A 20379-nucleotide genomic window follows, 5' to 3' on the forward strand; every position below is an offset into this window, starting at 1 on the left:
GACGGAGGTCACGTGCGCATAGTGCTCGGAGTCGGGGGAGGGATCGCAGCCTACAAGGTTGCATCGCTCCTCCGGCTTTTTACTGAAGCCGGTCATAAAGTGACCGTCATCCCCACGGAGGCGGCCACCCGGTTTGTGGGCATAGCCACATGGGAGGCCCTGTCGGGTAACCCGGTGACCAACAACGTCTTCGACGACGTCGACAAAGTCAACCATGTGAGGCTTGGGCACGAAGCGGATCTTATCGTCGTAGCCCCCGCCACAGCGGACCTCCTGGCGAAGGCTGCCACCGGCCAGGCCAACGATCTGCTGACCAACACACTGCTGATGGCACACGGCCCGGTCCTCTTTGCTCCGGCTATGCACAGCGAAATGTGGCAGCACCCCGCAACATGCGCCAACGTCGAAACATTGAGGAGCCGTGGAGCCACGGTCCTTGAGCCGGCCGTCGGCCGGTTGACAGGAGCCGATTCCGGCCCAGGTCGACTCCCGGAACCGGAGGCGATCTTCGAGGCCGCGCTTGCCCTTGCGGATTTGGCCGAGGGCGTTGTGGACAGCAACGAAAGTATCACCGGTGTGGCCGATGTGTTGGCCGGCAACACCTCCTCCGAAACACCCCTGGCCGGCAGGATTGTGACCATTTCGGCTGGCGGCACGCGGGAAGCCCTCGACCCCGTCCGGTTCCTGGGCAACAGATCCTCAGGAAAGCAGGGGGCCGCGCTGGCTGCAGCGGCGCTCGAGGCCGGCGCCACCGTGAGGTTCCTTGCGGCGCATATGGACGTCGAACCGCCTGCTGGAGTCGAGCTTGTGAGGGTTGAATCAGCCCTGGAACTTCGTGATGCCGCGCTGAAAGCGGCAGTCGATTCCGACGTCGTGATCATGGCGGCGGCCGTGGCGGACTTCCGCCCGGCGCAAGTTTCGGACACCAAAATCAAAAAGCGCGACGGCGAGGACGCCCCGGTGGTTCACCTGGTCCGCAATCCCGACATCCTGCATGAGCTCGTGGAAGTGCGGGACTCGGGCGGAGGCGGGCAGCTGATCGTCGGTTTTGCGGCCGAAACCGGCGACGACGACGGCGACGTCCTCCAACATGCAATGGACAAGCTCCGGCGCAAGGGCTGCGACCTGCTCGTGGTGAACCATGTCGGCGTGGGCCGGGTGTTCGGACAGGAGGACAATTCCGTGGTCATCCTGTCCCAGCGCGGCGATACGCCGCAGCCGGCAACCGGCTCTAAGGCCGATGTTGCCGCCGCAGTCATCGAGCGCGTGGCTGCCGAACTGAATCGTGTGTCTCCTGCCACCTGAGTTTCCCCTTCCGCCTGACCGGCAAACGCAATCGTTTCCTTAGCAGAGGGACATATGCCGCCAGTTGCCGGTCCACCAACCAGTAAGGTAGTCGAGTGACTTTACCGCTGCACCATGCTGAAGCCCCCGGGGCCCATTCAAAGCTCCGGCTCTTTACCTCAGAGTCGGTAACCGAAGGGCATCCCGACAAGATCTGCGACCAGATCAGCGATGCGATCCTCGACGCCCTCCTTGCCGAAGACCCCGAATCGCGTGTTGCCGTGGAAACCATGGCCACCACCGGCCTGGTCCATGTTGCAGGCGAAGTCACCACCGATGCCTATGTGGAGATCCCGCAGATCGTCCGCGAAACCATCCTCGGCATCGGCTATGATTCTTCGGCCAACGGATTCGACGGCGCCCGTTGTGGAGTGTCGGTCTCCATCGGCCAGCAGTCCAATGACATCGCCGGCGGCGTCTTCAACTCCCTCGAGGCCCGCGAAGGCCGCCAGGAAGACGACTACGACCTCCAGGGCGCCGGAGACCAGGGCATCATGTTCGGTTACGCCAGCGATGAAACGGCGTCGTACATGCCTACTCCCATCTGGCTGGCCCACAGGCTGTCCGAGCGCCTTACCGAGGTGCGCAAGAGCGGCGAGCTGGCCTACCTCCGCCCCGACGGAAAGACCCAGGTAACGGTGGGCTATGACGGGGATCGCCCCGTCTCCGTCGAAACGGTCGTCATTTCAAGCCAGCACGCCGAAGGCACGCTCCTGGAACAACTCCGGGCCGACCTCGCAAGCCACGTGATCGATCCCGTCCTCGCCGCATCGAACCTGGACATCTCCCGCACGAGGAACATCCTCAATCCAGCCGGCGCCTTTGTCATCGGCGGACCGGTAGGCGATGCGGGCCTGACGGGCCGCAAGATTATTGTTGACACCTACGGCGGCTTCTCCCGCCACGGGGGCGGCGCGTTCTCCGGCAAGGACCCGTCCAAGGTGGACCGTTCGGCGGCCTATGCCATGCGCTGGGTGGCCAAGAATGTGGTGGCGGCAGGACTGGCCAAGCGTGCGGAGATCCAGATCGCCTACGCCATTGGCCAGGCACGTCCCGTCGGCACTTACGTTGAGACGTTCGGTACCGAAACAGTGGACCCGGCCAGGATCAGCGACGCCATCTCGGAGATTTTCGATCTCCGTCCCCGCGCCATCATCGACGCCCTGGACCTGAAGCGGCCCATCTACACCAAGACGGCGGCACACGGACACTTCGGCCGCGACGAGCCCGACTTCACCTGGGAGCGTCTGGACCGGGTGGATGAGCTGAAGGAATTCTTCAACGCCTAGGCTTCCCGACCACGTTCCCATGGCTGCCATGGACCCTGCCGTTCAGCCTTCGCTGCTCCAGGGATTTCCGGCGCCTGCCCAAGGCCGTTCCGGACCCAGGCTTGCAGCCGTCAACCCCGTGGCCTCTGTGGTGGTGGAGTCGCCGCTGCCCCATTTGGACCGGCCCTTCGACTACAGCGTTCCCGCGGATCTTGCAGAAACCGCTCTTCCGGGAGCTCGCGTCAAAGTCCGCTTCAACGGGCAGGAGCTTGGCGGCTTCATCCTTGAGCGGCTGCCTGAATCCACGGGCGACCACGCACTTGCCCCGCTGTACAAAGTGGTGTCTCCGGTACAGGTCCTCAGTCCCGGGGTGCTCGAGCTGTCCCGTCGGGTCGCGGCCCGGTACGCGGGAACGCTGAGCGATGTCCTTAGGGCGGCAGTCCCGCCGCGGGTAGCCCGGCTGGAGAAGGAGTTTCTCGCCAAGGACGCCCCCACGGATACTCCCAAGGACGCCCCCACGGATACTCCCAAGGACGCCCCTACGGACGCTCCCGAGACAAACCCTGGCGCCTTCTCATCCTGGGACAGTCTCACCAATGGCCGCTCCTACCTTCAGCACCTGTCCTCGGGAGGATCGCCCCGCGCCGCTCTGACGGCCCTCCGGGGCTATGGACCGGAGGGGTGGCCTGCCCTGATCGCCACAGCGGTGGCGGCGGTGCGCGCTTCAGGCCGCGGCGCCGTCGTCGTCGTCCCGGACTACCGCGACCTGGACCGCATGGAAAAGGCCCTCACCGATGTGCTTCCGGAGTCCGACGTCGCCCGGCTCACCGCAGAGGACGGACCGACCCCGCGGTACCGGAGCTTCCTGCGGCTGCTGGAGGGAACGGCAAGGGTCGCTGTCGGCACCCGTTCGGCAGCCTTTGCCCCTGTTGTGGACCTCGGACTTGTTGCCTGCTGGGATGACGGGGATGACCTGCATATCGACCAGAGGGCCCCCTACGTCCATAGCCGCGAAGTGCTCCTCCTCCGCGCCGAGCAGGATGGTGCCGCTTGCCTCCTGGCCGGTCACAGCCGAAGCACTGAGGTTCAGCGGCTCGTGGAGAGCGGTTGGGCCGTGCCGGTGGTGGCAGAACGTCCCACCGTCCGTTCCAGGGTGCCGAGGGTCGTCAACACGGCGGACTCCTTTGAACAGGAACGCGATCCCTTGGCGCGCATGGCGAGGCTGCCCGGGGCGGCATGGCGCGCTGCCCAGGAAGGCCTGGAACGCGGCCCCGTCCTGGTCCAGGTTGCCCGTGCCGGCTACGCTCCGTCATTGGTGTGCGAAAACTGCCGCGAGGCCGCCCGCTGCAACCACTGCCAGGGGCCGCTGGCTGTCTCCGGACCGAACTCCTCCAATCTGAACCCCTCCAACCTGAAGCCCGCATCGATTCCGCAGTGCAGGTGGTGCTCCACGCCGGCACCCGAATGGCGCTGCAGCCACTGTGGGGCAGGTCGGCTGCGCCGGGGCGCGGCGGGCGTGCTCCGCACAGCAGAGGAGCTGGGAAGGGCCTTCCCCGGCAGGACAGTTGTGACGTCCTCAGGTGACCACGTTAAGGCCGCCGTGAGCGACGCCAAAGCCCTCGTTGTGGCAACGGTTGGTGCGGAACCCGTGGCCGACGGCGGTTACGCAGCGGCCCTGCTGCTGGACGGCAACTCGCTGCTCCGCCGGGAGAACCTGCGGGCGGGCGAGGACACCGTCCGCCGGTGGTTCAATGCGGCCGCCCTCGTGCGCCCGGCCCCGGAAGGAGGCCTGGTGGTGGTTACCGCCGACGATCAGCCCGCCACCGGCGCGCTGGTCCGCTGGGACACCCCGGGCTTCGCCGCGCGGGAACTGGCCCTTCGGCAGGAACTACAGCTGCCCCCCGCAGTGCGGATCGCCTCAATCACCGGCCACAGGGCCGACGTTGAGCACTTCACCGCAGCCCTCGCCGGCCTTGGCCTTCGCTCCGTCGGACCAGCCCCCATGATGCAGTCATTTGCCGCAAAACCAGGCGGAGGAGGCGATCCCGGGACTGCCGCTTCCGGCGGCGGGACGGAAAGCCGCACCCTTCTGTTCATCCCGTACGCCCGTGCGGCCGAAGCCACACGCACCATGCGCGCCGTCAAGGCCGCGACCGCCGCGAGGCGGACGGCAGGGCCAGTGCAACTGCGGCTCGACGGCGTCGACGTCCTTTAGGTTGTCGACGTCCTCATCAGCGCCGTCGGCTGCGAAGTGCGACGGCTTCTTCGGCCGCGGCGAGAAGCTGGGCCGCAGAATGCTCCCAACTGAATTCCGCTGCGCGCTCCACGGAACGGCGCGAGCATGCTGCCCAATGGGCAGGGTCATCGAGGGCGGTGACGGCCGCGGCGAACTCGGCAGGCGAGTCAGGATCGACGAAACTCGCGGCGTCGGCACCCACTTCGCGGAAGATCGGTATGTCGCTGGCAATAACGGGAGTCCCCAGGGCCATAGCCTCCACGAGGGGCAGGCCGTAACCCTCGGCTCGTGAAAGGCTGACGAGGGCGGTCGCGCGGTTGAGCAGGGCCTCATATTCCACATCCGTGACGCCGTTGTGGAACTCCACCTTGGCCCCGGCCGGCACCATCGCCTCCAGCTCAACCCTGCGCGCCGGCGAGATTCGGCTGAGCAGGTGCAGGGTATAGCCGTCTAGCGAAGCCATGCCGCGGATCATGGTTTCCACGTTCTTGTACTCCATGAAGGAGCCCATGTAGACGAGCGTCCTGTCCGCCCCGGCCTCGGGATCCCGCGGCAGTTGTCCTGGCTGCGGCGCGTTTCCCACGATCCGGACAGGCCGCCTGGTAAGGCGATACTTCGCAATCAGTGCTTTGGTGGTATGGCTGATGGTCGCCACGACATCGGCCCTGTCCAGCAGCATTCGCTGTGGCCAGTAGGCCTTGTGATAGAGCCTCCACAAGAGGCGGACCGGCGCCGGCAGGAAGCCCGGCGGGGCGGTGTGCTCGTAGTAGATGAGGTCATGCAGGGTCAGGATCAGTGCGTAGTTGCGGCCCCAGGTGCCCATCGTTTGCATGGGAGAGACCACTACGTCAGGCCTGAGCTTGTTCACCTTGCGCGCCACGAACAGCTCCAGCGGCGACAACGGACTGCTGATCAGCTCGTAGGGAACATCCGGAAGCAGCGCGAGCTGCTTCCGGTCCGAGACGAGCATGGTTACGTCGGCAATTTTGGCGGTGGCTGCTATCAGGCTCGCCCCATAGCGGCTGATCCCATCGTGGTGGTCCGTCTTGGTGAAGCGGGCATCGATGACAATTTTCACGCTGGATGGTCCTTCAGGAAGCTGCGAATGGAGTCTGCGGCCGGGGCGGGCGTTTCATAGTGGATGAGATGCCCGACGCCGGGGATCACCTGCAAGGTCCCGTCCGGCAGCTGCTCCAGCAGCTTGCGCTGGTCCGGCAGGGTGGCAATTTCATCCTTTTCGCCGGCAATCAGCAGTACAGGAAGCGTCAGCTTCGGGGCCACCTCAGCAGCATTCGCGGATACGGATGCCCGGAAGGACTCCAAGAGGCTTTCCCGGTCAGCGAACGCGCTGAAATAGGCATCGTGCTGGCCGTGGATAAACCTTCGCAGGTGCCTGTCCCGCGTCTTCGCCATCGACACACTCATGATGCGCACGATGAGCCGGTTGCGCAGGACCGCCAGTCCGATGCGCTGGGGGAGCCGCGCGGACAGCTGGTAGTACAGGACGGCCAACTTGGTCATGAGTCCCTTGGTGCCCTCCAGCGCCGGGCCTGCGATTGGATTGACCAGGACCAGCGGGTAAATGGCGCCGGGATGTGCCGCGGCAAAATGGCTGGCGATGATGGATCCGAAGGAATGACCGAGCAGCACAGTGTCAGTTCCAAGCCCGAGCGCTTCCATGAAACTGCTGATGAAGCTGCCATAGCGCTCCACGGAGTGTTCGTCCCCGACGAACGCTTCGGAACTGCCGAAGCCCGGCAGGTCCGGCATGATGATGCGCATCTCGGGCAGGTGGTCGACGACGCGGAGCAGGCCATGATGGTCACCCCTGAAGCCGTGGATGACCAGGATGGTTCTGGTGTCCAGGGTTTGCTCGACCGGCTCATAGGCCCAGTAGGCAACGTTACTGCCGTCCAGATCGATGTCCGAGGCGTGGATGCGTCCCGCCAGTGCCGGGCTGAAGAAGCTGCCGGGGCTCCCTGCGGGCTCGGGCGAGTGCGCCGTGTCCACTTGTTCCATGCTGCGGATCCTAATTTACGTTGTCCGGGTGCGAGCCCGTGCGGTGGTGGCGTTCAAGAGTTGACAGGCCGTCCATGTCCTCGGCATCCAGTTCAAAATTGAAGACGTTGAAGTTTTCCCGGATCCGGGGCGCCGAACTGGCCTTGGGAATGACTATGTTTCCCAGCTGGATGTGCCAGCGGATGACTATCTGCGCTGGTGTTCGATGGTATTTGGCTGCCAGGTCCTTTATGCCGGGGTCCTCCAGGACCTGCCCCCTGCCCAGGGGGCTCCATGCTTCGGTTCGGATTCTGAGCTGTTCGTGAAGGGTGCGCAGTCGCGACTGCTGCAGCCAGGGGTGGAGCTCGATCTGGTTGACGGCAGGAACCACCTCCGCGTACTCCATCAGGGCCTCCAGATGCCCGGGTTGGAAGTTGCAGACGCCGATCGCGCGGACTTTGCCCTCCCGATAGAGGGTTTCCATGGCTTTATACGTTTCCAGGAAGAGTCCGCGCGCCGGGCAGGGCCAGTGGATCAGGTAAAGATCGATGTATTCCAGGCCCAGGTTGACCATTGAGGCATCGAATGCCTTGAGGGTGGCATCGTAGCCCTGGTCGTCGTTCCACACCTTGGTGGTGATGAACACATCTTCCCGATCGAGCCAGTGCATGGCCTCTCCGGACCCTCCGGTCTCGAGAACACCATTCGTGTGGCGCACGGCGCCGCCAATGGCACGGCCTACTCCGCTTTCGTTGCCGTACATCGCCGCCGTATCGAAGTGCCGGTAGCCCTCGCCAAGGGCGATGTTGACGAGTGTTGCGGCCTCGCCCGGCGGAACCTTGTAGAGCCCAAAGCCCAGCTGGTCGATCAGGACACCGTTGTTGAGACTGATCCGGGGCGAGGGTTTCATAGCAAAGACTTTACCTACTCGTCCCGCAAATCCTTCAGGAGGACCCAGTAAGACGCACTAACCGCCGAAACTCACCAGCCGACGGGCCGTTGCCTCGTCCAGGATCAGGTCAGTGGCGAGGCGTGCAGCCAGTGCCCCGCGCAGTCCTTCAATCTTCGAGGCGCCGGACACCACACAAATGCGGCGCCGGACCTGGCGCAGCTGTTCATGGCTGGGCCCGGTGGAACGTTCGTTCAAGGTGATGCCGTCGGAGGACCCGTCAGCGCGGAAGAAGACCGTTGCAACGTCGCCCACAACATCGGATCCGGCCAGCAGGTTCAGGTCGCTCTCGTCCAGGTAACCACCGGCGTAGACATGGCTGGGATAGTCCGAGTCCACCGAGCCCACGCCGAAGATGGCGATGCTCATTCGCGCCTGGACTTCGAGGATTCGCTGCACGCTGCGCTCATTCCACATAGCCGTCTTGGTGGAAGCATGGTCAAAGAAGGCAGGAACGGGAAATTGTTCCACGCGGGCCCCATATGCGTTTCCGAAACGGCGCATGATGTCGCTGGCGTAGGTAATTCCTGTGGTTTGCATATTGCCCGCACCGTTCAGTTGCACGACGATGCTGTCATGGGTGATCTTTCGGGTCAGGTGGCGGCTCACGGCGCTGAGGGTGGCGCCCCAAGCGATGCCGATGATGGCATTGGAGTCCACCAGCGGGCCGATCGTACGGGCTGCCTGCATGGCCACCCGGTCCAGGGTCTCGGCTTCGTTCAGGGTGTCCAGGACCGGCACAACGTGCACGTCCACACCGTATTGCTCACGGATCGTTCCCTCCAGCTCCGGCCCGGTATCCAGAGGGCTGCGGATCTGGATCTGCACGAGGCCTGTGTCCCTGGCCGAGGACAGCAGCCGGGAGACCGTGGAGCGCGAGGTTCGCAGTTCCCGGGCAATGGCATCCATCGTCAGGTCCTGCAGGTAATACATCTGTGCTGCCCGAAGGGCATCGGAATGGCGGGAGCGCGGCACGCTTCCTCCTATCTGCACGTCTGTGCATTTGGCTTGACTCCATTTTCCAGTCTTCTAAAGATTAGTGGAGAAAGGTGCAGCGCATGGCGCAGCTCACAGACCCAGCCCAAAGGAGCTGTTTTGGGAACCAACAAGAATTCCAGGACCACACCCATGCCGCGTGCTGCGGCCGCGGCCCTACGACAGAGGCCCCGCGCCCAGGTATTAGTGATCGGCGGCGGTATCAACGGCGTCGGTACGTTCAGGGACCTGGCCCTGCAGGGAGTCGATGTTGCACTCGTGGAACGCGGCGACTATTGCCAGGGGGCAAGCGGTGCTTCCTCCCACATGATTCACGGCGGCATCCGCTACCTCGAGAACGGTGAGTTCCGCCTTGTGCAGGAGTCGGTGGTGGAGCGGAACAGGCTCCTGCGGATCGCCCCCCACTACGTGAAGCCGCTGCAGACCACCATCCCCATCTTCAGCACGTTCTCCGGGATCCTCTCGGCGCCGGGCCGTTTCCTGACCCACAAGCAGGGCAAGCCGAAGGAGCGCGGGGCGTTCCTGATCAAACTGGGCCTCAGCATCTACGACTTCTTCTCCCGTGACGGCGGGAGCGTCCCGCGCCATCAGTTCCGCGGACGGGACAAGGCCCTGGCGGAACTGCCCCGCCTGCATCCCGGCATCAAATACACCGCAACCTACTTCGACGCCTCCGTCCATAATCCAGAGCGGCTCACCCTGGATGTCCTGCAGGACGGCGAAAAGGCCGGCCTGACCGGAAACCTCCAAGGCGGCCTTTCCGCCGGAACCGCAAGGGCCAGCAATTACGTCTCGCTGGTGTCCATGGACGACGACGGCGTGCGGCTGCGCGATGAGCTGACCGGCGAGGAATTCTCCTTCGCCGCCGACGTCATCGTGAACACGACCGGTGCCTGGGTGGACCTGACGAACGCGGCCATGGGGAGTCCCTCCCGCTTCATGGGCGGCACCAAGGGTTCACACGTCGTGCTGGACCATCCCGAACTGCTGGAAGCGTGCAATGGCCGCGAGATCTTCTTCGAGCACACCGACGGCCGGATCGTCCTGGTCTACCCGATGGGGGACCGCGTTCTTGTAGGCACCACAGACGTTGACGCCGATATGGCTGAGGACGCCGTCTGCACCGAGGAGGAGATCGATTACTTCTTCGATCTCGTTGGGCACGTCTTCCCCTCCATCCACGTGCAGCGCGACCAGATCGTCTACAGCTTCTCGGGAGTGCGTCCGCTGCCAAGGCACGACGCCACGCAGCCGGGATTCGTATCCCGCGATTACCGGATCGAACGGAGCGAGCGTCCTGCGAGCGCCGGCGGCAGCACCGGCGTCGTGCTTTCACTGGTGGGCGGGAAGTGGACTACGTTCCGGGCCCTGGCAGAGCATCTCAGCAACGACGTCCTCGCCGAACTGGGGATGGAACGGCGGCTTTCGACGGCGAAGCTCGCCATCGGCGGGGGCGCAGGCTTCCCGGAGACCGAAGAGGGAATCCAGGAATGGATCAAACGGCATATAGCACCGGGACTCGACGCCGAACGGGTAGCAGGGCTGCTGACCCGTTACGGAACACGCGCCGAGGAAGTGATCTCGTACCTGAACGCCGGCACCGACCGCCTGCTGCATTCCACGCACGAACTCAGTGTCCGCGAGCTCGCTTTCATGGCCGCCCATGAGCAGATCGGACATTTGGTAGACGTACTCATCCGTCGCACGTCCCTGGCCTTCCGGGGCCTTGTGACGGGCGAGCTTTTGAACGAGGTGGCGGAAGAACTCGCCGGGCACCTCGGCTGGGACCAGGAAACACGGCAAGCCGAGGTCAGGCACGCCGTGGAAGTCCTGGAACGCCTCCACGGAGTCAAGGTGCCCAGCCTGGTGGCTTGAGCATCCTGAACTACGTGGCGGTGGCCGGCGCCGATGGATCCGGCCACCAATTGCCCTCAAACACGAGGGCAGACAACTAAAAATAGAGGAGTCAAAGATGTCTCTTGGAATTGTTTTCCTTTCCGAATTATTCGGAACCATGATGCTGACCCTGCTGGGTTGCGGCGTCGTGGCCAACGTCGCGCTCAAAGGCACCAAGGGAAACAGCGGTGGCTTCCTGATGGTGACGTGGGGGTGGGGGATTGCCGTCTTCGCCGGCGTCTTCGTGGCCGCCCGGTCCGGTGCGCACCTTAATCCCGCAGTCACGATCGGGCTGCTCATGTTTGGCAGGGCCGAGTACGCCCCGGGCGTCCCCATCGACCCCGCTTCGACCTTCACCTACCTGGGCGGCGAAATGGCCGGTGCCTTCCTGGGCGCCGTCCTGGCATGGCTGGCGCACAAGCAGCACTTCGACGCCGAACCGATGGAAGCAAACAAGCTGGGTGTGTTCTCAACGGGACCAGCTATCCGCTCGGCCCCCTGGAACCTTGTGACCGAGATCATTGGCACCTTCGTCCTCGTGTTCGTCATCCTCACCTTTGGCGGAACCCCGTCGGGGCTTGGCCCCCTGGCAGTTGCGCTCCTGGTCGTCGGCATCGGCGTCTCGCTCGGCGGACCAACGGGCTATGCCATCAACCCCGCACGTGACCTTGGTCCCCGCATCGCCCACGCCATCCTGCCGATCAAGGGCAAGGGGTCAAGCGACTGGGGCTACTCCTGGGTCCCGGTGGTGGGGCCACTCGTCGGCGGTATTGTGGCCGGCATTGCGGCCCGCTACCTTCCGATCATCGCGACGGCGGCAACCTGATCGGCCGGCCGCGAGGCCGAAAGCGGCCTTAGGAATATTCATCCAGCAAAACCAAGACACCCTTCAATGAACCAGACACCCAGCAATGAACCAGGACAAGGACGTCAAGAAATGTCGCAATACGTAATCGCCATCGACCAGGGAACTACCAGCTCCCGGGCTATCGTGTTTGACCACGCCGGAAACATCGTTTCCAGCGGCCAGATGGAGCATGAGCAGATTTTCCCGCAGGCGGGCTGGGTTGAACACAACCCGAAGGAAATCTGGGACAACACGCGGGAGGTCGTCGGCTCGGCGCTGTCCAAGGCGAACCTGACCCGCCACGATATTGCCGCCGTCGGCATCACCAACCAGCGCGAAACCGCGGTGGTGTGGGACAAGAACACCGGCGAGCCCGTCTACAACGCCATCGTCTGGCAGGACACCCGCACCCAGCCCATCGTGGATGAGCTGGCCCGTGACGGCGGACCGGAGCGATTCAAGCAAAAGGTTGGCCTGCCCCTGGCAACCTACTTCTCCGGAACCAAGATCAAGTGGATCCTGGACAACGTGGACGGAGCCCGCGAGCGCGCTGAAGCCGGGGACCTGCTGTTCGGCAACACAGACGCCTGGGTGCTGTGGAACCTGACGGGCGGTACCGACGGCGGTGTGCACGTCACCGACGTGACCAATGCCTCGCGGACCATGTTCATGGACCTTGACACCCTGCAATGGGACCAGGACATCCTTGATGCCTTCGGCGTTCCGGCCTCGATGATGCCCAGCATCAAATCGTCCTCTGAGGTTTACGGGCAAGTCCACACCTCCCAGTTGCTGCGCGAAGTTCCCGTGGCAGGCATCCTCGGCGACCAACAGGCCGCTACGTTCGGCCAGGCGGCCTTCCAGCCGGGCGAGGCCAAGAACACCTATGGCACGGGCTGCTTCCTGATCTTCAACACAGGGGAGGAGATCGTCCATTCCAAGAATGGGCTGCTGACCACCCTGGGCTACAAGCTCGGCGACGACAAGCCGCACTATGCCCTGGAGGGATCGATCGCCGTCACGGGTTCACTCATCCAGTGGCTGCGGGACAACCTGGGCATGATCAAGTCGGCGCCAGAGGTAGAGGAACTCGCGAAATCCGTGGACGACAGTGGCGGGGTATACATTGTGCCGGCGTTCTCCGGACTCTTCGCGCCGTATTGGAGGTCTGATGCACGGGGTGCCATCGTTGGGCTGACCCGGTTCGCCAACAGGGGCCATATTGCCAGGGCGGCCCTGGAAGCCACCGCGTTCCAGACCCGTGAGGTGCTGGACGCCGTTAACGCGGACTCGGGGGTCCCCCTGACCGAGCTCAAGGTCGACGGCGGCATGGTAGCCAACGAGGCCCTCATGCAGTTCCAGGCCGACATCCTCGGCGTCCCGGTGGTTCGCCCCAAGGTCGTGGAGACCACGGCACTGGGCGCCGCTTACGCAGCCGGCCTCGCGGTCGGCTTCTGGAAGGACCTTGGCGAGCTCAGTGCCAACTGGGGTGAGGACAAGCGCTGGGAACCCCAGCTTGACCCGGCGGAGCAGGAGCGGCAGTTGCGGCTCTGGAAGAAGGCCGTCACCAAGGCGATGGACTGGGTTGACCAGGACGTGCGCTGATGCATCAGAAGTTGACTCCATAAAGAAGGTGCCCGGGTCCGTGAAAGTTCACGAACCCGGGCACCTTCGTTTGATGCCTCTCTTTCCAATCAATCAGCCCGCCGCGACCGGCACCGGCTCCGTCTTGCCTCGGTTGCCGCGGTCCTTTGGCTTGGCGAACCGCAGGTATAGCGAGGGAACGACGAACAGGTTGACGAGGGTGGACGTCACCAGGCCGCCGAGAATCACTACGGCCATGGGGTGCTCGATCTCGTGGCCAGGGAGGCTACCCATAACCACGAGGGGGACCAGGGCGAGGCCTGTTGCCAACGTGGTCATCAGGATTGGTGAGAGACGTTCTGCCGCGCCCCGCATGACGAGCTCACGCCCGAACTTCTCGCCCTCGTGGTCCTCCAAATACTGGCAGTGGTTGATCAGCAGGATGCCGTTGCGGGCAGCGATACCCATCACTGTGAGGAAGCCCACCAACGATCCGAGGGATAGGACGCCGCCGCCCAGCAGCGCCGCCAGGATGCCTCCCACCAGTGCCACCGGGAGTGTCAGCATGATGAGCGTCGCCAAGCGCCAGCTACGGAATGCGGCTTGCAGGAGCAGGAAGATCACAACCACCGCTGCGCCGGCGAATATCAACAGCCGCTGGGACGCCGCCTGGCGTTCGACGTACTCGCCAAGCACTTCTGCGTGGTAGCCCGTGGGGAACTTAACCGTCGCGAGTCCGGCGTTGAGTTTGTCGACGACGGCGGCAAGGTCGCCTTGCTTGACGTTGGCGCTGACGTCGATCCGGCGGGAACCACCTGTCCGCTCAATAACGTTCGGCGTCGGTTTGACCTGCACCGAAGCCACGTCCCCGATGCGAATCTGTTGGCCGGACGGTGTGTCGATCGGAAGGTTTTCAATGCTCGTAACGCTGGTGCGGATGGCCGGAGCACTCCAAACCTGCACGTCGTAGGCTTTGCCGTCGCGGAAGACGTCGCCAGCTTCCTCGCCCGCCACCATGGTGGCCGCGGCGCGGCGGACGTCGCCTGGCTTGACCCCGTACTGGCTGGCCTTGGCCAGGTCCACCTCGACATCGATCTGCGGTACGTCCACTTGGAGGGACACCTTGGCGCCAAGTGTGCCCGGTACCTCGCCTAGGACTTTCTTGACCTTCTCGGCTTGTGTCCGTAGTTCGATCAGGTCGTCACCGAAGACACGGACGACGACCGCGTAGCTGGTACCTGTCAGGACTTCGCGGATACGTTCCTTGAGGTACGTCTGCACATCGCGGTAGATGCCCGGATAGCCTTCCACCACTTCCTGGACGGAGGCCAGTGTCTTGTCGTAGTCCACTGCCGGGTCGACGCTGATCCAGTTTTCACCGAAGTTCACGCCTACCACTTCGTCGGCGACCAGGGCCTGGCCGATGTGCGCGCCGCAGTTACGGACGCCAGGGATGGTCATTAGCTCATTGCACGCGGCTTGGCTGATCCTGACCTCCTCCCCGTTGGATGTACCCGGTTGGGTGACCCAGTGCATCAGGAAGTCGCGTTCCTTGAAGTCCGGGAGCAGGGACTGCCCCAGCAGCGGTGCGGTCACGATGCCTGCTACGGCCAGCACGCCTACGGCCGCATAGCCCGGAACGGGACGCTTGACGGCGGGCTGGAGCACCTTGTGGTACCAACGCTTCAGCACCCGGACCACCGGCGGATCCTTGTCTTCCAGTGGTGCGTGGCGCAGGAAGATGTAGGCGAGCGCTGGTGTCACCGTGAGGGCGACGACCATCGAGGCCAGCACGGCCAGGGTGTAGGAAATGGCCAGGGGCCGGAAGAAGGCGCCGGTGAGGCCATCCAGGAAGAAGATGGGTACCGTCGCGGCGATGATGATGAGCGTCGCATACACGATAGGGCCGCGGACTTCGACGCAGGCATCCACCACCACCCGTGCCGTCATGGAGCCGTCACCTTCCGCCCGGTGTTTACGGAGTCGCCGGACGATATTTTCGACGTCGATGATGGCGTCATCGACGACGACACCAACCGCAATGACCAGTCCGGCCAGCACCATGGTGTTGACCGTGCCTCCTGTCCAGTACAGGACAAGACCTGCGGCCAGGAGGGACAACGGGATGGCCACCACGCTGACAAAGGCCGTCCGCCACTGGAACAGGAAGAGGCTGAGCACCATGATGACCAGGAGGCATCCAAAGAGGAGCGCCAGGCTGAGATTATGGATGGACTGCTCGATGAACGTGGCCGGCCGGAACAGGGTTGTATCCACCTTGATGTCGCTCAGGCCAGGCTGAATCTGCTGGAGCACTTCCTCGACGCCACGCGTGACTTCCAAGGTGTTTCCCCAGGGCAGCTTCTCCACGATCAGCATGAGTCCGGGGCCGCCGTCGATCACGGCGTCACCGATCAGTTGCTGGTGGTCCTCGACGACATTTGCCACGTCCCCGAGCTTCAGTGCACCGTCCGGCCCTTGCCCCACCGGGATCTGCGCCAGGTCTGCCGGGCTCGTGATGGCTTGGACATGTCGGATGCCAAGGGACTGGTTGCCGGTCTCCAAGGCCCCACCGGTCCCAGTGAGCGAACCGGGTGTGTATTGGAGGAGCCCGGAGTCGAGCGCTTCCGACGTCGCAGTCATGACCGATTCCAGGCTGACGTTGTGAGCCTTCATCCGCTCCGGATCCGACTGGACCGTGAGCATCTGGATCCGTTCACCCCAGATGGCCACGTTGGCTACTCCGGGCACACGAAGCAGGTGCGCCCGGATATTCCAGTAGGTAATCATGGACATTTCGATGAGGGACCGTGACTCGGATGACAGCCCGATCTTCATCACCCGGCTGGTCGAGGACAACGGCTGCAGCATTATCGGAGGGGCCGCCCACGTGGGCAACGTCGGGATGACCGTTGCCATTCTCTCCGATACAAGCTGTCTCGCGGTCAGCAGATCCGTACCCGGCTTGAAGAGCAGGAGGACGGAGGACAGCTGCGAGACCGACTTGGATCGCAGCTCGGTCAGGCCATCCACGCCGTTGAATGCCTCTTCCAACGGCACGGTGACCAGCTGTTCGACCTCGGAGGCGGTCAGCCCCAGGCAAGCCGTCTGGACTTCGATGCGCGGCGGAGCGAACTCCGGGAACACGTCCACGGATGCCGTGCTTAGCTGACCGCTGCCGACCACCATGAGTACAGCTGCGAGCGCCAGGATGATCGAGCGGAACCTCAAGCTGGCGGCAACAAGGCGGCGCATGTCAGTGTGCCGTGTCGAATTCGGCGCCGAAGAGCTCGGCAGCTGCGGTGGTCACGATCACGGTTCCCACTGGCGGCCCGGCGGAAGCGAGAACCGTGGCGCCTTCAACGCGTGTCACAGCGACCGGGTGCCGTTGGTAGACCCGTGGCTCGGGATTCGTGTAGACCCACGTTGCCCCGTGAGCGTCATAGAGAAGAGCCTCGTAGGGCAGGGTGATCGTAGTCCCGCCCGATCCGGGCTGGACCGTCGCGGTCTTGAGGTCCAGGCGGCTGATGGCCTTTTCAGAGAGCGTGATCTTGGCAATTCCGGTCGAGGCGTTCTTTTCGACTTTGGCGGGCTGGTCCACGGATGACGGCGAGGATGCGACCGACGACGTCTGGCTGCAGCCCGATACGAAGAACAATCCGAGCACCAGCCAGAGGGAACTGGCCGCACCGGCCACCACTTGGCGGCCGGTCGAAGGACGACGTGTCATTTTACTTCCACCTTCTCCTGCGTCGCAGGGACATCCATACGGGAGATCGCTTCCCAGTCCTCCGGACCATGCTCGGGACCGAACCACAGCAGCACCAGGGGAACCACCAGGAGAGCGAACAGCGTCGTGGTCACCAGGCCACAGACGATGATGAGAGCCATCGGGGCCACGACACCCGAGCCGGCCGCCCCGCCAAGGAGGGCAATCGGGATGAGTACCACGGCGGTAATGGCGGCGGCCTTGAGTACGGGAGCGATACGTTCCTTGGCGGCCGCCATGACTACCTTGGCGCGCGAGGTGCCGGGATGCTCCCGCCAGCCACGATCGCAGATTGCGGCGAAGACCGCTGTATTGCGGACGGTGATGGCCAGCAGGACGGCCAGTGCGGTCAGCGATATCCAGGACACAGAGTGTCCCGCAAGGAAGGCTGCCAGGAAGCCGCCGGACAGCGCTGCCGGGAGGCCGAGGAAGACAGCCAACGCGGTCTTCCAATTGCGGACCGCAGTCTGCAGCAGGATCAGCACGCCCAGGAGTGCGGTGACCCCTATGCCCATGACGAGCAGATCGGCGTTCTGCAGGTCGGCGTACTTCGTGGGGATCTCGGCGTGGTACTCCACGGGGAACTGCACAGTCTTGATCGCGGCTTGGATGTCGCGTTCCACGTCGCCAAGCGGGCGGCCGCTAACATCCGCGACGATGTCTATGTGCCTGAATGTGGAACTGTGGGTGATCACTGTTTCGTTCGGCACGAGTCGGACCGTGGCGATTTCGCCGAGCCTCACATGGCCGCCAGTAGGGGTGTCCAGCAGCAGCTCGCGCACGCTGGTCAGGTCGTCCCTGACATCAAAGGTTCCCCGAACAACCACCTCAAAAACCTTTTGCTGCTCGAAAAGGTTGCCCACCACGATACCCTGGACCAGGGTTGCTGCTGCCCGTCGGGCGTCACCAGGCTTGATGCCGGCCTTCTGGGCCGCGGCCAGATCCACTTCAACCTCCAGGACAGGAAGCTGGGGGGTGGACTTGATCTGCGGAGAGTTCAGTCCCTGGATACCGGTCAAGGCCTTGCGGACTTCCTCGGCCTTTTCACGGAGGACCGTCATTTCCGTACCATAAACGCGGACCGCGAAGCCGGGCTCCATGCCAGACCGAATTTCACCGATTTGCTGTTGTGAGTAGTTGAGGACGTTATGGGCGATTCCGGGATAGCCATTGACGATCTCCCGGACCGCGCTCTCAACCCGCGAGTAATCGGCATTCTGGGCCACGGTGACCCAAAGCTCCGCTGAGCTGTTGCCGACCACCTGGTCAGAAGTGATGGCGCGTCCCACGTGCCCGCCAACCCTGGTGACGCCGGAGATGGTGCGGAGCTCATCTGCGGCCCTTGCCGCGATCCTGCTCACTTCGGAGGTGGAGGTCCCGGCCATGGCGTCCCATTGGACAAGGAGGGTCCGGTCCGGCAGCGTTGGGACGACGGCGCGATTGCCAGTCAGTTGCGACGCGGCCAGAAGGCCCGCGAGCCCGACGACCGCCACCGCCGCCACTCCGATGGGAAGCATCCGGCGTCCACGGTCCAGGGTCTGGCCATAGTAGCGGCGGACATTCTCGTAGCGGCTGGATGGGGGTTGCCGCAATGCGTCACGCTTCAGCAGCAAGTGCGCCATGACAGGCGTCACGCTAATCCCGACGGCGAATGCTGCCAGAAGTGCCAGGGCCATGGCCCACACGAGGGGACTGAAGAAGTTGACACTGATCCCTGCGTCGAACAGGACAGGCACCATGACCAGGACGAGGGTGAGGGAGGCGAGGAGCAGTGGCGTGCGCACCCACCGGACCGTAGCTGCCACGAAAGACCTAAAGTCTCCGTTTTGTTGAGCTCCTATTGGTCCCGGCGAGCCGCGCAGCTGGGCGTTGACGTCCTCGACCATATCTCCCACGATGAGCGTCACGGCGAGGAGGATACCCACCAGGACTGTGACGTTCAGCGTCGCCCCCTGCAATTCAAGGACCAGGACGGCGGCGGTCACCGACGTCGTCAGTGAAACGAAGGCCACTAGGGCGGCACGCCAGGACCTGAACAAGAGCCAGAAGAGGGCCACCAGCACGATGAGGCTAACCAGGAGCGCGAGGCCAAGCCGGTCCACCGTCTCCTGCAGTGCGGAGGCCGGCCGATAGATCGACGTGTCCAGTTCGACCCCGGTCAGGCCCGGTTCGAGATCCTTCAGCGCTGCTTCGACATCCTTGGTTACCTGGAGGGTATTGGCGTTCGGGAACTTCTCAATGACCAGCAGGAGCCCCGGGTCCTGCCCGATGACGGCATCGCCGATGAGCGGCTGGTGGTCTTCCTTCACGGTGGCCACGTCGCCGAGCTTCACAGATGGATCGGATTCCTCCACGTGCACCTGCGCCAGTTCCTGCGGGGTGCTAATCGGCAGGACGTGCTGGATGCCGAGGCGCTGGTTGTTCGACTCGATGAAGCCTCCGGTGCCCGGCGTCGATGCCTCCAGGAAGCTCAGGGGCGAGACCCAGACGGCATTGCCGGTGGATTTGACAATTTGCTCAAGGGTTAGGCCCTTGTCCCGCAAGGTGTTGGGGTTGACTTCCACCTGGAGCTGTTGTTCACGCTGGCCCCAGATGGACACGTTGGCCACGCCCTGGACGCCAAGGAGCCTCGGCTTGATCTTCCAGCGTGCCAGGACCGACATATCGATGCCGGACAGCTCCTTGGAGGACATCCGCACCATCAGAAGCCGGCTGGTGGAGGACAGGGGCTGCATGATCAGCGGGGGAGAGGACACATTCGGCAAGGCATGCGCCTGGGTCATGCGTTCGGCCACCAGTTGCCTTGCACGCATCAAGTCTGTGCCCGGACGGAAGACGAGCTCGATAGAGGACAGGCCGGGAACGGACTTGGACCGGATTTCCTCCAGCCAGGCCACTCCGTGAAGCAGGTCGGCCTCCATCGGTACGGTGATAAGTTGTTCTACCTCAAGCGCGGACAGGCCCAGTGCCTCCGTTTGGATTTCAACGTGGGCAGGGGCGAATTCGGGGAGGCCATCGACGGCCATGCGGGGAACGTTGATTATCCCGAATGCGATGATTCCGGCCGCTAGCGCGAGAACTAGGATCCGGAATTGAAGGCTTAACCTCGCAAATGCGCCGAACACGGCTAAACCCCGCGTCGAGTGGGGTCAGTGCTGGACTTTGACAACCAAATATACATTTCAGGCTCCCAAGCTGAGACCGATGACAGTCTTCCCCCAGCCCTTCCTCCACATGGTGGTCCTGTTCCGGCTTTTGCACAATTGGGATGTGTACTCGATTTTCCCGCGTGAGTACTCGAATTTCGGGGGTTGTACTCGCGTTCGCCACGGCGTTTTAGCTACCTCCTGAATGGAGCGGCTAAAGTAGTTCTATGCATGCGATCCTCCTGCTTAGCTAGCCGCCCGGTGCCAGATCAACACCGAGCGGCCGCCCCTCCCTGTTGAGGGGCTTTTGTGTGTCCGGGCTCTTCCGGAGCGCAGCAGGAGGCAA

13 protein-coding genes are annotated in these 20379 nt (G+C 63.7%); 6 read left to right on the top strand and 7 right to left on the bottom strand.

What is annotated here, in order from left to right; all coding sequences use genetic code 11:
* Positions 1-12 precede the first annotated feature (12 nt).
* The 3 genes from J7E82_RS04090 to J7E82_RS04100 all read left to right on the top strand — a co-directional run bounded on the left by J7E82_RS04090 (position 13) and on the right by J7E82_RS04100 (position 4827).
* Entirely contained in the window at positions 13-1305 is a 1293-nt protein-coding gene (locus tag J7E82_RS04090) for a phosphopantothenate--cysteine ligase family flavoprotein (protein ID WP_214860658.1), read from the top strand.
* A gap of 95 nt (positions 1306-1400) precedes the next feature.
* Positions 1401-2633, top strand: coding sequence for a methionine adenosyltransferase (metK, locus tag J7E82_RS04095; protein WP_214860660.1), 1233 nt, complete (start codon positions 1401-1403; stop codon positions 2631-2633).
* 19 nt (positions 2634-2652) lie between these two features.
* Positions 2653-4827 (top strand): primosomal protein N', encoded by a 2175-nt coding sequence (locus tag J7E82_RS04100; protein ID WP_214860663.1) that lies wholly within the window; start codon positions 2653-2655, stop codon positions 4825-4827.
* Between the two features lie 16 nt (positions 4828-4843).
* Here J7E82_RS04100 and J7E82_RS04105 read toward each other — a convergent pair whose 3' ends face one another.
* Genes J7E82_RS04105 through J7E82_RS04120 form a run of 4 tightly spaced genes read right to left on the bottom strand, consistent with a single transcriptional unit; the run spans position 4844 to position 8770 of the window.
* Positions 4844-5926 carry a glycosyltransferase family 1 protein gene (locus J7E82_RS04105; RefSeq protein ID WP_214860665.1) on the bottom strand — a complete coding sequence of 361 codons (1083 nt, stop codon included), beginning with the start codon at positions 5924-5926 and terminating at the stop codon, positions 4844-4846.
* Positions 5923-6867, bottom strand: coding sequence for an alpha/beta fold hydrolase (locus tag J7E82_RS04110; protein WP_214860667.1), 945 nt, complete (start codon positions 6865-6867; stop codon positions 5923-5925). Before J7E82_RS04110 ends, J7E82_RS04105 begins: the two co-directional genes overlap by 4 nt.
* 10 nt (positions 6868-6877) lie before the next feature.
* Positions 6878-7756 (bottom strand): aldo/keto reductase, encoded by an 879-nt coding sequence (locus tag J7E82_RS04115; protein WP_214860669.1) that lies wholly within the window; start codon positions 7754-7756, stop codon positions 6878-6880.
* Between the two features lie 57 nt (positions 7757-7813).
* Positions 7814-8770 (bottom strand): sugar-binding transcriptional regulator, encoded by a 957-nt coding sequence (locus J7E82_RS04120; protein ID WP_214860671.1) that lies wholly within the window; start codon positions 8768-8770, stop codon positions 7814-7816.
* Positions 8771-8890: 120 nt separating this feature from the next.
* Between J7E82_RS04120 and J7E82_RS04125 the strand changes: the two genes are divergently transcribed.
* The 3 genes from J7E82_RS04125 to glpK all read left to right on the top strand — a co-directional run bounded on the left by J7E82_RS04125 (position 8891) and on the right by glpK (position 13139).
* The gene (locus J7E82_RS04125) at positions 8891-10666 is read left to right on the top strand and encodes a glycerol-3-phosphate dehydrogenase/oxidase (protein WP_374223587.1); all 1776 of its coding nucleotides are present in this window, start codon (positions 8891-8893) and stop codon (positions 10664-10666) included.
* A 97-nt stretch (positions 10667-10763) separates the two neighbouring features.
* Positions 10764-11513 (top strand): MIP/aquaporin family protein, encoded by a 750-nt coding sequence (locus tag J7E82_RS04130; protein WP_214860674.1) that lies wholly within the window; start codon positions 10764-10766, stop codon positions 11511-11513.
* A gap of 111 nt (positions 11514-11624) precedes the next feature.
* Complete coding sequence (gene glpK / locus J7E82_RS04135; protein ID WP_214860675.1) at positions 11625-13139, top strand: glycerol kinase GlpK; 1515 nt, start codon at positions 11625-11627, stop codon at positions 13137-13139.
* A gap of 93 nt (positions 13140-13232) precedes the next feature.
* On the opposite strand, the gene J7E82_RS04140 is transcribed toward glpK, so the two are convergent.
* Genes J7E82_RS04140 through J7E82_RS04150 form a run of 3 tightly spaced genes read right to left on the bottom strand, consistent with a single transcriptional unit; the run spans position 13233 to position 20012 of the window.
* A complete protein-coding gene (locus tag J7E82_RS04140) occupies positions 13233-16373 on the bottom strand; it encodes an efflux RND transporter permease subunit (RefSeq protein ID WP_214860677.1) in 3141 nt (1046 codons plus the stop codon).
* Position 16374: 1 nt separating this feature from the next.
* Positions 16375-16848 carry a hypothetical protein gene (locus J7E82_RS04145; protein WP_214860679.1) on the bottom strand — a complete coding sequence of 158 codons (474 nt, stop codon included), beginning with the start codon at positions 16846-16848 and terminating at the stop codon, positions 16375-16377.
* Positions 16845-20012 carry an efflux RND transporter permease subunit gene (locus J7E82_RS04150; protein WP_214860681.1) on the bottom strand — a complete coding sequence of 1056 codons (3168 nt, stop codon included), beginning with the start codon at positions 20010-20012 and terminating at the stop codon, positions 16845-16847. Before J7E82_RS04150 ends, J7E82_RS04145 begins: the two co-directional genes overlap by 4 nt.
* Positions 20013-20379: the final 367 nt, after the last annotated feature.

This window comes from Arthrobacter sp. ISL-30 (assembly GCF_018613855.1).
In the GTDB taxonomy this organism is placed as follows: domain Bacteria; phylum Actinomycetota; class Actinomycetes; order Actinomycetales; family Micrococcaceae; genus Arthrobacter.

Excerpts from the sequence above, each read along its gene's own strand:
- J7E82_RS04130 (WP_214860674.1), top strand. The coding sequence starts at position 10,764 with ATGTCTCTTGGAATTGTTTTCCTTTCCGAATTATTCGGAACCATGATG.
- J7E82_RS04145 (WP_214860679.1), bottom strand. The coding sequence starts at position 16,848 with ATGACACGTCGTCCTTCGACCGGCCGCCAAGTGGTGGCCGGTGCGGCC.
- J7E82_RS04140 (WP_214860677.1), bottom strand. The coding sequence starts at position 16,373 with ATGCGCCGCCTTGTTGCCGCCAGCTTGAGGTTCCGCTCGATCATCCTG.
- J7E82_RS04115 (WP_214860669.1), bottom strand. The coding sequence starts at position 7,756 with ATGAAACCCTCGCCCCGGATCAGTCTCAACAACGGTGTCCTGATCGAC.
- glpK (WP_214860675.1), top strand. The coding sequence starts at position 11,625 with ATGTCGCAATACGTAATCGCCATCGACCAGGGAACTACCAGCTCCCGG.
- J7E82_RS04110 (WP_214860667.1), bottom strand. The coding sequence starts at position 6,867 with ATGGAACAAGTGGACACGGCGCACTCGCCCGAGCCCGCAGGGAGCCCC.
- J7E82_RS04100 (WP_214860663.1), top strand. The coding sequence starts at position 2,653 with ATGGCTGCCATGGACCCTGCCGTTCAGCCTTCGCTGCTCCAGGGATTT.